The sequence below is a fragment of the Streptomyces sp. NPDC050743 genome (genome assembly GCF_044456925.1).
Classification (GTDB): Bacteria; Actinomycetota; Actinomycetes; order Streptomycetales; family Streptomycetaceae; genus Streptomyces.
Genome location: NZ_JBITGJ010000001.1, coordinates 22,786 through 37,793, shown reverse-complemented (window position 1 = coordinate 37,793; position 15,008 = coordinate 22,786). Strand labels below are relative to the sequence as shown.

Annotated in this window: 9 protein-coding genes and 1 pseudogene; 8 read left to right on the top strand and 2 right to left on the bottom strand. The window is 74.9% G+C overall.

Going from position 1 to position 15,008, the window contains the following annotated elements; translation table 11 throughout:
* Positions 1-137 precede the first annotated feature (137 nt).
* The 4 genes and pseudogenes from ACIBJF_RS00145 to ACIBJF_RS00130 form a co-directional block, all read left to right on the top strand.
* Positions 138-1,556 carry a HEAT repeat domain-containing protein gene (locus ACIBJF_RS00145; protein ID WP_399171384.1) on the top strand — a complete coding sequence of 473 codons (1,419 nt, stop codon included), beginning with the start codon at positions 138-140 and terminating at the stop codon, positions 1,554-1,556.
* 186 nt (positions 1,557-1,742) lie between these two features.
* Positions 1,743-2,870: a glycosyltransferase family 4 protein gene (locus ACIBJF_RS00140; protein ID WP_399171383.1), complete on the top strand. Its 1,128-nt coding sequence runs from the start codon at positions 1,743-1,745 to the stop codon at positions 2,868-2,870.
* A complete protein-coding gene (locus ACIBJF_RS00135) occupies positions 2,867-4,042 on the top strand; it encodes a glycosyltransferase (RefSeq protein WP_399171382.1) in 1,176 nt (391 codons plus the stop codon). The genes ACIBJF_RS00140 and ACIBJF_RS00135 overlap by 4 nt, the downstream gene beginning before the upstream one ends.
* A pseudogene (locus ACIBJF_RS00130) lies at positions 4,039-4,878 on the top strand (SGNH/GDSL hydrolase family protein); the annotation flags it as partial. The gene ACIBJF_RS00135 and the pseudogene ACIBJF_RS00130, both read left to right, overlap by 4 nt.
* A gap of 440 nt (positions 4,879-5,318) precedes the next feature.
* Here ACIBJF_RS00130 and ACIBJF_RS00125 read toward each other — a convergent pair.
* Complete coding sequence (locus ACIBJF_RS00125; RefSeq protein ID WP_399171381.1) at positions 5,319-6,158, bottom strand: putative hydro-lyase; 840 nt, start codon at positions 6,156-6,158, stop codon at positions 5,319-5,321.
* A gap of 113 nt (positions 6,159-6,271) precedes the next feature.
* On the opposite strand from ACIBJF_RS00125, the gene ACIBJF_RS00120 reads away from it, so the two are divergent.
* The 4 genes from ACIBJF_RS00120 (at position 6,272) to ACIBJF_RS00105 (ending at position 14,247) form a co-directional block, all read left to right on the top strand.
* The gene (locus ACIBJF_RS00120; RefSeq protein WP_399171380.1) at positions 6,272-6,973 is read left to right on the top strand and encodes a GntR family transcriptional regulator; all 702 of its coding nucleotides are present in this window, start codon (positions 6,272-6,274) and stop codon (positions 6,971-6,973) included.
* 80 nt (positions 6,974-7,053) lie between these two features.
* Positions 7,054-8,583 carry a hypothetical protein gene (locus ACIBJF_RS00115; protein ID WP_399171379.1) on the top strand — a complete coding sequence of 510 codons (1,530 nt, stop codon included), beginning with the start codon at positions 7,054-7,056 and terminating at the stop codon, positions 8,581-8,583.
* Positions 8,584-8,614: 31 nt separating this feature from the next.
* Positions 8,615-9,493: a hypothetical protein gene (locus ACIBJF_RS00110; protein ID WP_399171378.1), complete on the top strand. Its 879-nt coding sequence runs from the start codon at positions 8,615-8,617 to the stop codon at positions 9,491-9,493.
* Between the two features lie 65 nt (positions 9,494-9,558).
* Positions 9,559-14,247 carry a hypothetical protein gene (locus ACIBJF_RS00105; RefSeq protein ID WP_399171377.1) on the top strand — a complete coding sequence of 1,563 codons (4,689 nt, stop codon included), beginning with the start codon at positions 9,559-9,561 and terminating at the stop codon, positions 14,245-14,247.
* 17 nt (positions 14,248-14,264) lie between these two features.
* Here the strand turns inward: ACIBJF_RS00105 and ACIBJF_RS00100 are convergent, their stop codons facing one another.
* Positions 14,265-14,795, bottom strand: a complete 531-nt coding sequence (locus tag ACIBJF_RS00100) for a hypothetical protein (protein WP_351809643.1) — start codon at positions 14,793-14,795, stop codon at positions 14,265-14,267.
* Positions 14,796-15,008 lie beyond the last annotated feature (213 nt).

Below are 15,008 nucleotides of genomic sequence, written 5' to 3'. Positions count from 1 at the left end.
CGCATGGGCCACCGACGAGAGGCAGAGAGAGATGGTCTTCAGCAAGCAAGAGACGGCGGGCGCTCCGACGTTGTGTCACGCGGCCAGGTAGTGCGTGTTCTCCGGTTGCGTCGACGCTTGATGTGAGGCTGTTTCCCATGTTCGATCCGGTCATAGCGCCCAGCGGTACGCTGCTCGGCCTGCTTCAGCGCGGCCGTGGCGACGGCACGCTGCACGCGCTCACCGCCCCGCGCGCGGAGGCGCTCGCGGCCCTGAACCACTGTGTGCTGCGCGACCCCCGCCACGACTGGCAGGTGGAGAACCGCTCCCTCTACTACGCCCGGCTCTACCTCGACCTGAACGGCGAGCTGGACGCCATCGAGGCGCACCTCTTCGACCCCGAGGACGTCCTCGACACCGACGAGTCCCGTACCGGCCTCGCCCTGGCCGTCCTCGGGCACCTCGCCTCCTACGGCAGGCGGGACGCGCTCGACCTGCTGCGCAGGTACGCCGCCCACGGCTCCAACTGGGCCTGGGCCCTGGACGAGCTGGCCCTCAGGGACGACGACGCGGGCCTGCGCGCCCTCGCCGCACCCGTTCTCGCCCGCTTCGGCACCGACCCCGAGGGCGAGGCCGAGCTGGCCGCCGCCGTACGCGACGCCTTCGAGCCGCGGCCCTGGCGGCTGTGGGCCGAGGACCCGCGCGAATCCATCGCCACACGCGTGCGTGCCGCCCAGGAGACCGGCTGTTTCGACCGCTGGCAGCGGCAGATGCGGCCCACCGGCCCACGGCCCGGGTGGAGCGTGCGCGCCGTCTTCGAATGGGCCCAGCAGGGCATGGACCGCGGCGCCGCCCTCCATGTGCCGGCCGCCCGCTGTCTGGTCGCCGTGGCCGGCCCCGAGGACCGGCCGGAGATCGTCCAGGCCGCCCGGACCGGCATCGACGGGGCCCGTTGCACCGCGCTGCGCTATCTCGCCGACGGCAACGACCCCGACGCCCTCGACCTGATCGAGGCCGCCGTCGCCGACGGGACGTCCGTCGTCGTGGAGGCCGCCGTCGACGCCTTCGAACGGATGCGCAGCGTCGCCGCCGTCGACCGCGCGCGCCGCTGGGCCCAGCGCCCCGATGCGCTCGGCGCCGCCGCCGGACGCATGCTCGCCTGCCGCGGCGGCGTCCAGGACCGCGACCTCGTCCTCGGCGCCCTCCGCGAGGCCGTGCGGGGCGAGGGCCCCGACGCGCCCGCACTGTGGACCCTCGTCGACGGCACCGGACGCCTCGGCATCGCCTGCGCCGCCCCCGTACTGCGCCACATCTACCGCGAGACGGCCTCCTCCCATCTCCGCGGCCGTGCCGCCCGCGCCCTGGCCGCCACCGATCCCTCCTTCGCCACCGGCTTCGCCGTCGAATGCCTGTGGGACTGCGAGGAGACCACCCGCGAACTCGCCGCCCGGCACGCCGAGACCGGTGACGCCCGGGTCGTGGAGCGCCTGCGCCGCCTGGCCGCCGATCCGGCCGAGGAGGCGGAGGTGCAGACGGCGGTGCGCAGCCGCTTCGGACCCGACGCCGCCCTCGGCTGACCCCACCCACGCACACGGCTCGGGGCGGACGACCGCCCGCCGTGTGAACACCGGGTGTCCCGCAGGTCAGGCGGTCATGACGGCCGTCTGACCTGCTCGGGTGCGCAGCCCAACGCTCATGGGACGTTCCCCGGGCGGAAAGATCCACGTTGACGCCGCCACGTTCGGCGCGGCGACAACACCCGTATGCGTGTCGTCATCGTGACCGAATCCTTTCCCCCCGATGTGAACGGCGTGGCCCACTGCGCGCTCCAGACCGCCCGGCACCTCGTAGATCGCGGTCACCATCCGCTCGTCGTCGCCCCCGCCCCCGCTCCGGGCAGCGGACCGGACACGGACGCCCCGTGCCCGGTCGTCCGGATACCCTCCCTCCCGCTCCCCGGCTACCCCCAGGTCCGCGTCGCCCTGCCCAGCCGGCGGCTCGCCGCCGCGCTGGTCGAACACCGGCCTGACGTCGTACATCTCGCCAGCCCCTTCGTCCTCGGCGTGCGCGGCATGGCCGCCGCCGCCAAGCTCGGCATCCCCGCCCTCGCCGTCTACCAGACCGACCTCGCCGGATACGCCCGCACCTACATGGGTGCCGGCGAGGCGGCCGCATGGCGGCGGATCCGCTCCGTGCACGCCGCCGCCGACCGCACCCTCGCCCCCTCCAGCGCCGCCCTCGGCGACCTGGAGGCGCACGGGATACCCCGGGTCCGGCTGTGGCCGCGCGGCGTGGACACCGTACGCTTCCGGCCAGATCTGCGGGACGAGGCGCTGCGTCGCGAACTCGCCCCGAACGGCGAGCTGATCGTCGGCTACGTCGGCCGGCTCGCCCCCGAGAAGCACGTCGAACTCCTCGCCGGCGCGTGCGGCCTGGACGGCGTCAAGGTCGTGGTCGTGGGCGACGGGCCCAGCCAGGCGCACCTCACCGAGGCCCTGCCCGGCGCCGTCTTCCTCGGCCGCCGCACCGGCGGCGACCTCGCGCGGATCTTCGCCTCGCTGGACCTGTTCGTGCACACCGGCCCCTTCGAGACGTTCTGCCAGACCGTCCAGGAGGCCATGGCCAGCGGGGTTCCGGTCGTCGCCCCCGCCGCCGGCGGCCCCCTCGACCTGGTCGCCCACGGCCGCACCGGGCTCCTCGTCTCGCCGCGCGACGTCAGCGCTGTCACCCAGGCCGTCCGCGAACTGGCCGCCGACCCGGCGCGGCGGACCGCGTTCGGCGCCGCCGCGCGCGCGATGGTCGAGGGCCGCACCTGGGCCGCCATCGTCGACCAGCTGATCGCCCACTACGACGACGTTCTCTCGGCACGCAGGACGGCGGTGGCGGCATGACCGGTCAGTCCCTGCGCATCGTCCGGCTCGCCAACTTCGTCGCCCCGTCCTCCGGCGGCCTGCGCACCGCCCTGCGCGAGCTGGGCAAGGGCTTCAAGGCGGCGGGCCACGAACCCGTCCTGATCGTGCCCGGCGAACGGCACACCGACCGCGAGACCGAGCAGGGCCGGGTCATCACCCTGCCCGGCCCGCTGCTGCCCGGCACCGGCGGCTACCGCGTCCTCACCGACAAGCGGCGCGTGGCCGCCCTCCTGGAGGAGCTGGCCCCGGACCGCCTGGAGGTCTCCGACCGCACGACCCTGCGCTGGACCGGCCGCTGGGCCCGCCGCGCGCGCGTGCCCGCCGTGATGGTCTCCCACGAGACCGCCGACGGCGTGCTGCGCACCTGGGGCCTGCCCGAGCACCTCTCCCGGCGGGCCGCCGACGCCCTCAACACCCGTACCGCGCACGTCTACTCAAGAGTGGTGTGCACCACCGAGTTCGCCGAGCGCGAGTTCGTGCGCATCGGCGCGCGCAACGTCGTACGCGCCCCCCTGGGCGTCGATCTGACGGAACGCCATCCCACGCTGCGCGACCCGGGCCTGCGCACCCAGCACGCGCGCGGGGGCGAGGTGCTGCTCGTGATGTGCTCCCGGCTGTCCGTCGAGAAGCGGCCCGGCACCGCTCTGGACGCCCTGGAGGCGCTGATACGGCGCGGGCGCCGGGCGGTGCTCGTGGTGGCCGGGGACGGGCCGCTCAGGGCCCGGCTGGAGCAGCACGCGCGGGAGCACGGGCTGCCCGTGACCTTCCTCGGGCACGTCTCCGACCGGGCCGCGCTCGGCGCCCTCCAGGCGACCGCCGACATCGCCCTCGCGCCCGGGCCCGCCGAGACCTTCGGGCTGGCCGCGCTGGAGGCCATGGCGTGCGGCACGCCCGTCGTGGCGAGCAGGTCGTCCGCGCTGCCCGAGGTCATCGGCTCCGCCGGGGCGACCGCGGCCGACCGCGGCGAGGCGTTCGCGGACGCCGTGGAAGTGCTCCTGGACCGCGGCGAGCGCGCACGGCGGGAGGCGGCACGCGCGCGTGCGGAGTGCTTCGGCTGGGGTACGGCCGTGGAGGCGTTCCTGGCGGCCCACGACGCGGAGGTGCTCCGCCCGGCCGGCGTCCGTCGCACCGTGCCGGAGGGCGTGGCATGAGCCTCGTCCGCTTCGTCGCCCTCGGGGACTCGCTCACCGAGGGCGTGGGCGACCCCGTCGGGGACGGCTGGCGGGGCTGGGCCGCGCTGCTGGCGCCCTCCCTCGCCGCGACCCCCGAGGCCGTGGAGTTCACCAACCTCGCGGTCAGCGGCGCGCAGACCCGTGACGTGCTGGAGCGGCAGACTCCGGCCGCCCTCGAACTCCGTCCCGACCTGGTGTCGGTGGTGATCGGCGTCAACGACACGCTGCGCCGCACCTTCGACATCCAGGCGGTGGCCGCCCACCTCGACGGGGTCTACGCGGCCTTCACCCGGCAGGGCGCCACCCTGCTGACCGCCTGCCTGCCCGACCCCGGCGCGATGCTGGGTCTGCCCAGCGCCCTGGCCCGGCCGCTGGCCCGCCGGCAACGGGCCGTCAACACGATCGTCCACGCGCTGTCCGAGCGCTACGGGGCCGTCCATCTGCACGCCGCGGACGGTGCCTGGATCACCGACCGGGCCCTGTGGAGCTCCGACCGGCTGCACCCGGGCGAACGCGGGCACCGGGAGCTCGCCGTCCGCTTCCACGCCCTGCTCACCGAGGCGGGCCGTCCGACGGGACAACCGCCGTCCCCGGAACCGGAGTTCCCCGCGCCCACCCGGGCGGCGAGCCTGCTGTGGCTGGCCACGGCCGGCACCGCCTGGGTGGCCCGGCGCTGCAAGGACCTGCTGCCCCAGCTGCTGCGCCTGGCCGCGGACGAACTGCACCATCGGGCCCGGGGCACCAGCGCCCGCCTCGACCTGAGCGCCTCGGCAGCGGTGTCCGCCGCCCTGGCCGCCCTCGCGGAGGACCCCGACCATGACGCCGAGGCTCAGCGGCGCCTTGCGGGCACGCATCCGGCGGGGACACCTGGTCCCAGCGGGGCGGGCACGAGGGCGGGTACGGCCCGTGCGGCCGTGACGGCGGCCATGGTGGAGGAGCCGGTCGGCGAGGTCGTCACGGCGGACAAGGTCCGCGTGGCCACGGCGGCGGATCCGGTCGGCGAGGCCACCGTGCCGGGGCCGGCGGGCGCGGTCGCGGTGCCGGATGAGGCCTGTGCGGCCGTGGGGGCGCAGTCGGCGCGGACCACCGTGGCCGCCGGGTAGCGCCCGACGGGCACGCCGGGAAGGTGACCGGACGCCTGTCCGAGGGGGCCTGGTCCGTGTCGAGGTCCAGGCCCCGCCGGGGCTCACGTGTGCGGCTGCGCAGCCCGAACGCGCGCGTGCTCCCACCGGACCGCATCCGGCGGGAGGCGGCCTCAGACGATGCCGACCAGCCGGTACTGCTCGTCGCGGGCGTCGGTCAGGAACATCCGGCCCGGGGCGTGGGTGATGGCGAACGGCGGCCGGGAGGCCATCACCGCCGCCTGCGGGGTCACTCCGCAGGCCCAGAACACCGGGATGTCACCGGGCTCGACGGTCACCGGGTCGCCGAAGTCGGGGCGGCTCAGGTCCTCGATGCCGAGGGCTGCGGGGTCCCCGCAGTGCACCGGACCGCCGTGCACGGCCGGCATCAGGCTGCTCTCCCGGATCGCTGCCCGAAGGTGCTCCGGCGGCACCGGCCGCATGGACACCACCATCGGCCCGCGCAGCCGGCCCGCAGCCCGGCACGCGCGCGTGGTGACGTACATCGGCACGTTGCGGCCCTGCTCGGCATGCCGGATCGGCACCCCCGCCCGGGCGAGCGCCCACTCGAAGGTGAAGCTGCAGCCGAGCAGGAACGACACCAGGTCGTCCCGCCAGTACGCGCGCACGTCGGTGGGTTCCTCGACCAGTTCGCCGTCCTGCCACACCCGGTAGCGCGGCAGGTCCGTGCGCAGGTCGGCGCCCTCGGCGAGGACGGTCGACGTGGAGCCGGCGTCCGTGACGTCCAGCACCGGGCACGGCTTGGGATTGCGCTGGCAGAAGAGCAGCATGTCGTACGCCCAGTCGGCCGGCACCGAGATCAGATTGGCCTGTGTGTGGCCCGCCGCGACCCCGGCCGTCGGGCCCGCGAGGCCGTCCCGGAAGCGGGCCCGGGCCGTTTCCGGACTCCACGCGTGCGCGCGCTGGTCGACTGCTGTGACGGGGAGGTCCTCGGTACGCGGTGTCTGCGTCATGCCAGCTCCTCGGGAACGTGAGCAGTGCCGTCCCGGACGACCGTAGAGGATCGTTCAACGATCCTTCAATACCCATGTTGTTTCGTCCTGGAGTGTGCGATTGAATTCCGGGCATGGCAGAGCAGCTGACGGCACTGGCCGACGACCGTGCGCTCCTGGGGCGTACCAGCACGGCGGAGCGGGTCTCGGACATCCTCCGGACGCGTATCGCCGACGGGTACTTCCCGCCCGGCACCCGGCTGTCCGAGGACGGCATCGGCGGGGCGCTCGGGGTCTCCCGCAACACCCTGCGCGAGGCGTTCCGGCTGCTCACGCATGAACGCCTGCTGGTCCACGAGCTCAACCGCGGGGTGTTCGTACGGGTCCTGACCGTCGAGGACGTCGAGGACATCTACCGCACGCGTTCCCTGGTCGAGTGCGCCGTCGTGCGCGGGCTCGGCGAGCCGCCGTACCCGCTGGAGGGAGTCGCCGCGGCGGTCGGGGAAGGAGAGCGGGCGACCGCGGAGAACGACTGGAAGGCGCTGGGCACCGCCAACATCCACTTCCATCGGGAACTGGTCGCCCTGGCGGGCAGCGAGCGCACCGACGAACTGATGCGCAGCGTCTTCGCCGAACTGCGGCTCGCCTTCCACGTGGTCGACGACCCGCGCCGGCTGCACGAGCCCTACCTCGCCCGCAACCGCAGGATCCTGCAGGCGCTGGAGTCCGGCGACAAGCGAGAGGCCGAACGACTGCTGGAGACCTACTTCGCGGACTCGCTGGAGCGGATCGTGGAGGTATACCGGCGCAGGGTGGGCGAGGAAAGCGCCCCGTAGGTTTGCAGCGGCCCGGTCGGTCAAACCGGCAGAGCCTCTCGTTTGGGTCGATGTCAGACCCAGGACCTAGTCTGTGCACCGTGACTTCGCCTGCATCGACGGACAGCGTTCCGCCCCAGCTCAGCGCGGGGCCGCGCCCTGCTTTGGGCCCGGCCGCCGACGAGGGGCTGGCGCGGCGGCTGCGCGCGCTCGCCTGCACCGCGCCGCTGCACGACCTCGACGCCCGCAAGGCCAACCTGGCCGGTGAGTACTCGGTGTACGGCATGGCCGAGGTGGCCCTCGCCGCCATCGACCTGGTCACGCTCAACATGGACTTCGACACCGGCGCCGACCACGAGCAGATCGTGGCCCGGCTCCTCCCGCGCATCGCCGCCCAGGCACCGCACCGCCCGACCGCCGAGCACGAGCGCGTGGCCCGCTGGGTCCTGGAGAACCTGATCAACGTCGGCAGCGTGGACCGCGGCTTCCGCGCCGTCTACGGCACCTTCGCGCCGGACGGTACGTACGTCCGCCGGGACTACGACTTCAAGCTGATCGAAGAGGTCCCCGGCCCCGGCGGCACGGTGTACCTGCGCACGACGGACGAGGCGGTCAACGTCCTGGTCGGCGCCCTCGACACCGACGTCACCAGCGCCCAGATCGCCGCCGAGGTCAAGCTGGAGGTGCTGATCAGCCGCGGCCGGCTCGCCGACGCCCAGCTCGCCGCCGAACAGGCCCGCTACCGCACCGTGCAGTACTCGGAGACCCTGCGCCGCGCCCTGGAGGCCACCCGGCGCAACGTCCGCGCGGTCGACTGGCTCAGCGCCGTGCCGGACATGATCGCCGAGGCCCTGGACCACGTGGCCGACCGCTACCGCCACGAGAACGCGATCCTCACCAACATCCGCAGGGCCCGGGACGAGACCGAGGAGCCCGAGCACAAGCGCCGCGCCGCAGAGCTGGTCGACATCGTCAAGGACTGCATCCGGCGGCACACCCAGCTCCAGTCACGGCTGCTGGAGGCGGGCCCGCTGTTCCGCGCCGAGCAGGACCGGCAGGCCTTCGCCACACCGGCGACGACGTCCGGGATAGACCTGTACGGCCATCTCGTCGCCCCCGTCCTGCCCTTGCCCCTGGAGCAGGCGATCCGGGTCACGGACGCGTTCTTCGCGGGCGGCACGGGCCTGCGCACGCCGGTGTCCGTCCGGGTGGCGGACCTCGTCGACATACTGCTGACGCCGCCGGTCGAGCGCGAGCACCTGGGCGCGGAGATGCCCGAGCCCGACCTCATCGCCACGCCCGACGACAGCCGGTTCAGCGAGGAGCAACTGGCCGCGGCGACGGAGCTGCTGGACCTGCCGGCCGACGCCCCGCGCAGGCTGTCCGGACTGCTGGCCGAGGCCCGGCGCACCGGTGACCCCGACCTGGCCTATCTGGTGGCCCTGCTGGCGGTTCACGCGGCGAGTCCCGCTGTGGGCACCGCCTACCGGCAGGGCGAGGAGAAGCTGCTGTTCGCCGTGGACGACGGGACCGAACTGGACGACCCCGAGTTCGGCGGGGCGGACCTGATCGTGGGGACCGCCCTGCTGGACGCGGCCGGGATGGCGGCGGACCGGACGGAAGCAGCATGAGTCAACAACAGCGCGACAAGGAGCCCCAACCGTGAGCGAGCACGTCGAGTGGAGTGAGGCGGAGTCGTCGGCACCGTCGGCGCCCGCCGCCGTCACCCCCGCCGACGCCGCCGACGCGGCGCGGCTCGTCGCCTTCGGGCTGCAGCCCAAGCTGCAGCCCGCGCGGGACCAGGAGTACACGGAGCTGCTGCGCCGGTACCGCGACGACCCGGCGTTCGCGCGGCTCGCCGACGCCGTCGCCACCGGCCTCGGTCTCGTCGTACTGGAGGTGTCCCCGCGCGCGGGGATGGCCGTGACGGCCGCCGAGGACTCGGTGTTCGCCGTCCGTATGAGCGACTACGCGCGTCGCACCGCCGCCGACTCCGGCGACCGCTTCCTGCACGGGCTCGCCCATCTCGCCGTCGCCGCACTGGCCTTCCCGCGCCCGGAGGACCTGGCCGACGACACCTACATCGGCCGCCTCACCGTCAACGGCGTCGACGCCTTCGTACGGCAGGCCTGCCGGCGCCTGGAGGAGCGGGCCGAGGAACTGGGCGAGAACACCGACCCGGCGACCGACGCGCCCGGCCTGGAGGCCGCCTGGCGCATCTGGGCCAGACGCAGCGCCACGGGAGCCACCAAGGACGCCCGGCGCCCGGCCGCCTCCACCACCGGCATCGTGGCCAAGGCCCTGACCTTCCTCACCGACTCGGGCTTCCTGCAGCGCACCGGCGACGACGGCGGCGGCACGTACCGCACCACGGCCCGCTACCAGCTCCAGGTCCGCGACATGGCCGGCAGCGCCGCCATGGCCGAACTGCTGGAGCTGGGCGTCGTACCGGTGACCGACGGCACGGCCAGCCTGCTGCCCGCCGAGGACACCGAGGACCTGGAGCTGGTCGCCGACGCCGGGCTGCCGTTCCACTCCTGAGGGCCGCCGAGCTCCCGCTGAATCCTGAACCACCGCACCTTTCACCAGACTTACGAGAGTCCGCCATGTACGAGCTGTCCCGGGTCCGCCTCTACTCCATCGGTCCCGCCGGTGCGCGCTACGCCGACACCGTGCTTGACCTGCGGGGTGTCGGCGAGCCCGTGCCCGACCCGGCGCCCACACAGGCGGAGTTCTTCGAGGAGGAGCCGTCCGGCCCGCCGCGCCGCCCCGCGCCCGCGGGCGTGCTCTTCCTGGAGAACGGCGGCGGCAAGTCCGTCCTGCTCAAGCTGATCTTCTCGGTGATGCTGCCGGGCCACCGCAACACCCTCGGCGGCGCCAGCTCCGGTGTGCTGCGCAAGTTCCTGCTCGCCGACGACTGCGGGCACGTGGCGCTGGAGTGGCAGCACGTGCAGACCGGCGAGTGCGTCGTCGTCGGCAAGGTGAGCGAGTGGCGCGGACGGCAGGTGTCCAACGACCCGCGCAAGTTCGCCGAGGCCTGGTACTCGTTCCGGCCCGGCCCCGGACTGAGCCTGGACAACCTGCCCGTCGCCGAGTCCACCGCCGTACGGCCGCCCGTGGAGGGCACCTCGGGCGCCCAGGGCCGGCGCCGCACCATGAAGGGATTCCGCGACGCCCTGATGGAGGCCGGCAAGGCCTACCCGCACCTGGAGGTGCACTGGGAGGAGATCCACGACCGCTGGATCGAGCACCTCGGCGACCTCGGCCTCGATCCCGAACTCTTCCGCTACCAGCGGGAGATGAACGCCGACGAGGGCGAGGCGGCCGGTCTCTTCGCGGTGAAGAAGGACTCCGACTTCACCGACCTGCTGCTGCGCGCCGTCACCGACACCCGCGACACCGACGGCCTCGCCGACCTGGTCAGCGGCTTCGGCAACAAGCTGGGCCGCCGCGCCGAGCTGATCGCCGAACGGGACTTCACCGCCGGGTCGGTCGACCTGCTCGGCCGGATCGTCGAGGCGGCCGAGGCCCGCGCACGCGCGCGTGACATCCACGCCGGCGCCGAGCGCCGTACCCGCACCCTCGCCCGGCGGCTGTCCGCGCGGGCCGTCCAGGAGCGGGTGCGCGCCGCCGACCTCGCCCAGCGGGTCACGGCCGCCGCCTACGCCGTCACGCACTCCGAGGGCGCCCGCGAGCGCAGCGCGCTGATTGCGGCCGAACTCGCCTACCGGCACGCCTCCCTGGCGCTCGCCGCCGCCGAGAAGGCCGCCGCCGCGCAGAAGCGCGAGCTGGCCGACGCCCGCACCCTGCACTCCGCCTGGCAGGCCGCCGAGGCCGTGCTGCGCCACCGTGCCGCCGCCGACCGCGTCGCGCGCGTGTCCGCCGCCATCCAGGAGGCCGAGCGGGACGCCGCGCCCGCGCTCGCCGCCCGTGCCAAGGCCGCCGTGGACCTGGTACGGGCCCTGCACGCGGCCGCCGAGAGCGCCGAGACCCTCGCCAACGAGGGGGAGGAGCGCTCCGCCGCGCTGCAGGAGGTCGGCGAGTGCGCCTACCGCGACTCGACGACCGCCGCGACCGAGGCACAGCGCGCCCGCAGCGAGGCCGGGCATCTGCGCCAGCGCCTCACCGAGGTCGAGCAGGAGACCGCCGAGGCCGTCCGCGCGGGCTGGCTCGACGACAGCGCCCCGGACGCCGACCCGGCGCGGGCCGCGCTCGCCGCCAGCGACGCCGAGAAGAGTGCCGTCGCCGCCTGGGACACGGCCCGTGAGGCCGCCCGCAAGGCCACCGAGCACGCGCGCGAGGCGGCCTCCGCCGAGTCCCGCGCGGAACTGACCGCCGCCCGCGCGGCGGACGCCGCGACGGCGGCCGAGCGGTCCTACGAGGCCGAGCGGCGCCTCGCCGAGTCCCTGGCCGCCGAGGAGCGGCTGGCGGAACTGCTCAGCCTGCCGGGCGCCCCCGGGACGGGCCGGGCCGACGTTCCCGGACCCCGGAGCGGAGCCGACGACGGCCCCGCCGGCCGGGCCGGTACGGCAACCTCCCGTGAGGGCGCCTGCGGCCCTGCCCGGCCCCCGGCCGAAGGCCCCCTCACCCCCGAGGAACTGGACCGCTTCGCCGACGAGTTGCGCGAACTCCTCGACGACGCCGTCTCGACCGCCGAACGGCACCTCTTCGAGCTGCGCACCGCCGCCGCCGACGACTCCCGGATCCTCGGCGCGCTCGGTGACGGCGGCCTGCTGCCGCCGGGACCCGACGTCCTGGCCACGGTGGAGTTCCTCGGCGAGCACGGCATCCCGGCGCTGCCCGGCTGGCGCTATCTCGCCCAGGCCGTCGACCCCGCCGACCACGCCCGCGTGCTCGCCGCCCGCCCGGAACTGGTCGACGGCGTGATCATCACCGACCCGGCCACGCACGCGCGTGCCCGCGAGGCGCTCGGCGACGCAGCCCTGCTGCCGCGCTCCGCCGTCGCCGTCGGTACGGCCGCCGCCCTGCTCGCCCCGCCGCCCGCCGACAGCGCCGCCTCCGGGGACGTCTTCCTCGTGCCGCCGAACCCGGCCATGCACGACGAGCACGCCGCCGACGAGGAACGGCAGCAACTGCGCGCGCGGGCCACCGAGCGCGACGAGGAGATCCGCACGCTCGCCGCGCGGCTGGGCAAGGACCGCGAACTGGCCGCCCGGCTCGCCTCCTGGCGCACCGGCTGCCCCGCCGGGCGCCTCACCGAGCTGGCCCGGACCGCCGAGGAGACCCGGGCGTTCGCCGAGGAGGCCGAGGCCGAGCTGGCCGAGGCCCGCACGGTGCGCGCGGAGGCCGACGAGGCAGCCGCCGAGGCCGCACAGGTCCGCGACGAGCGGCAGGAGGCCGCGCAGAAGGCCCGCCGCGCCGCCGACGCCCTCGCCGGGCTCGCCTACCGGCTGCGCGAGCGCGCCGGCTGGCAGGTGCGGTTGCGCGAACTCGCCGACGAGGCCGCCGAGTCCGAGGCCCGGGCCCAGGCCTGCCTGGAGCGGGCCCGCGCCGCCGACGAGGACCGCCGCGCCGCCCAGCGCGCCGCCGACGACGCCCGACGGACCGCACGGGCCCTGCGCGCCGAGCGCTCCGAGATCGCCGGCGCCCCCGACGACGTACCCGTCGAGGACGCCGATGCCCCCAAGGCGTCCCTGCCCGCCCTCCGCGAGGCCTACCGCGCCGCCTCCCAGGTGTACGAGAAGGTGGGCGTCGGCGCCGACCTGCGCGCCGAGCAGGCTCGCGCGGAGAGCGACGAGAGCGCCGCCCGCGCCGAGCTCGACCGGCTCAGCAACAAGGTCCGCACCCGCGCCGAGCAGCTGCTTCAGTCGCCCGACGGCTCCGACGGGCCCTCCCGGCAGGCCGCCGCCGCCCGCGCGGAGGAGCTGGTGCAGCTGCTGGAGACCCGCATGTCCACCGCGAGCGAGCAGCTCGGCCGACTGCGCGGCGAGGCCGAACGGCACGCCCCCGAGGACGGCGAGGCGCACACCGAGCTGCCCGAGGAGCTCGTCCCGCGCGACGCCGAGCACGCCCAGGCACTGCTGCGCACCGCCACCGGCGAGCTCGCCGCCCGCACCGAGGCGCTGGCCGGGGCCCGCGAGGCCCACGCCGAGCTGCTGGAGGCCCACCGGGCCGCCGAGGACGCGGCCGCCGGCTTCGACGAGATCGCCGCGATGCTCCGCGACCTGCTGCGCGAGCACGCCCCCGAGGAGGAACAGGAGGAGCCGGAGCCGTACCCCGGCAGGCTGGAGGAGGCCCGGCACTCCGCGGCGGAGGCCCGCCGCTCGCTGCGGGGCTGCGCCGCCGACCTGTCCGCCGCCGAGGCGGCCGTGCGCGAGGCGAGCGACGTCCTGGTCCGGCACGCCAACTCCACGCGCTACGAGCAGGTCCGCACCCCCGCCCGGCAGCAGATCCGCGAACTGCCCGCGTCGGCGCTGCCGGAGCACGCGCAGAAATGGGCCGACGCCTTCGCACCCCGGCTGCGCGTCCTGACCGACGAGCTGGCCCAGCTCGAGCGCAACCGCGACTCGATCGTGGACCGCCTGAGGGGCCTGGTGGAGTCGGCCTTCGCCACCCTGCGGTCCGCCCAGCGCCTGTCCCGGCTGCCCGAGGGACTTGGCGAGTGGTCCGGCCAGGAGTTCCTGCGCATCCGCTTCGAGGAGCCCGACCAGGCCACCCTCACCGAACGGCTCGGCGAGGTCATCGACGACGCCACCCGTGCGGCCGTGAAGAAGAACTCCGACCTGCGCCGCGACGGCATGTCGCTGCTGCTGCGCGGAGTCGCGGCCGCGCTGCAGCCGAAGGGCGTGGCCGTCGAGATCCTCAAGCCCGACGCCGTACTGCGCGCCGAGCGCGTACCCGTGGGCCAGATGGGCGACGTCTTCTCCGGCGGCCAGCTGCTCACCGCCGCGATCGCCCTGTACTGCACGATGGCCGCCCTCCGCTCGAACGACCGGGGCCGGGACAAGCACCGGCACGCCGGCACGCTGTTCCTGGACAACCCGATCGGCCGTGCCAACGCCACCTACCTGCTGGAGCTCCAGCGGGCCGTGTCGGACGCGCTCGGTGTGCAGTTGCTGTACACCACCGGCCTGTTCGACACGACAGCCCTGGCCGAGTTCCCGCTGGTCATCCGCCTGCGCAACGACGCCGACCTCAGGGCGGGCCTGAAGTACATCAGCGTCGAGGAGCACCTTCGGCCCGGGCTGCCCCAGCAGCCCCAGGCCGGAGAGGCGGTGCACAGCGAGATCACGGCGACGCGGATGTTCAAGAAGCCGGTGTCGAACACGCCCTAGCGGCGAGCCGCCGGGCCTCAGGAGTGCGACAGCTGCCCGGTGCCGCCGCGCCGGCGTATGCGTTCCTGCTCGCGCAGGGCCGCGCGCTCCGCACGCCGGCGGGCGCGCCGCTCGCGGCGCAGTGCCCGGGCCGTGCTGCTCGGCTCGGAGACCACGCCGTACCGCTGGTTCCACACCTGGCGGGTCACCCACACGTCGACCACGGCCCAGGTGGCCACCACCGTGCTCGCCACACTGCTGATCACCATGGGGAAGGCCAGCCAGGACTCGGCCAGCGTGCACAGGAACGCCACCATCGCCTGGATCAGCGTCACCGCGATGATCAGAAGGGCCCGCACCGCCGCCGTACGCACCGGATCCGGCAACGGGTGCCGCCGGGCCGGCTCCTCGACCCACAACGGCCGGTAGTACTCCCGCTGTTCGCCGGCGGACTCCCGGGCGCGCCCACGCGCCCGAATGTCGCGATCCGGTTCCTCCGGGCCCCGCCGCGCCGCCGAGCGCCCCGCCACGCTCTCCTCGGGCGCTTCGCGCCACTGTGCCGTGCCCATCACCGCGTCCCTCCCCACCGCCGGCAGGCCGCTCGCCCCGGTGTCACAAGACTCCGCTCCCCAGTGGCTGCCCGGCTTGCGCTGTTTTACGCCGCCCGGGTGCGGGATGCGGCTCCTGTGGCCCATTCCGCCCCCATTTCCCGTAGAGAAGGACGAACGACTTCGCCGGATGATTCCCGACCGGGGAAGAAATCCAGCCAACCGCCCGGTAAG

Excerpts from the sequence above, each read along its gene's own strand:
- ACIBJF_RS00145 (WP_399171384.1), top strand. The coding sequence starts at position 138 with ATGTTCGATCCGGTCATAGCGCCCAGCGGTACGCTGCTCGGCCTGCTT.
- ACIBJF_RS00140 (WP_399171383.1), top strand. The coding sequence starts at position 1,743 with ATGCGTGTCGTCATCGTGACCGAATCCTTTCCCCCCGATGTGAACGGC.
- ACIBJF_RS00135 (WP_399171382.1), top strand. The coding sequence starts at position 2,867 with ATGACCGGTCAGTCCCTGCGCATCGTCCGGCTCGCCAACTTCGTCGCC.
- ACIBJF_RS00125 (WP_399171381.1), bottom strand. The coding sequence starts at position 6,158 with ATGACGCAGACACCGCGTACCGAGGACCTCCCCGTCACAGCAGTCGAC.
- ACIBJF_RS00120 (WP_399171380.1), top strand. The coding sequence starts at position 6,272 with ATGGCAGAGCAGCTGACGGCACTGGCCGACGACCGTGCGCTCCTGGGG.
- ACIBJF_RS00105 (WP_399171377.1), top strand. The coding sequence starts at position 9,559 with ATGTACGAGCTGTCCCGGGTCCGCCTCTACTCCATCGGTCCCGCCGGT.
- ACIBJF_RS00100 (WP_351809643.1), bottom strand. The coding sequence starts at position 14,795 with ATGGGCACGGCACAGTGGCGCGAAGCGCCCGAGGAGAGCGTGGCGGGG.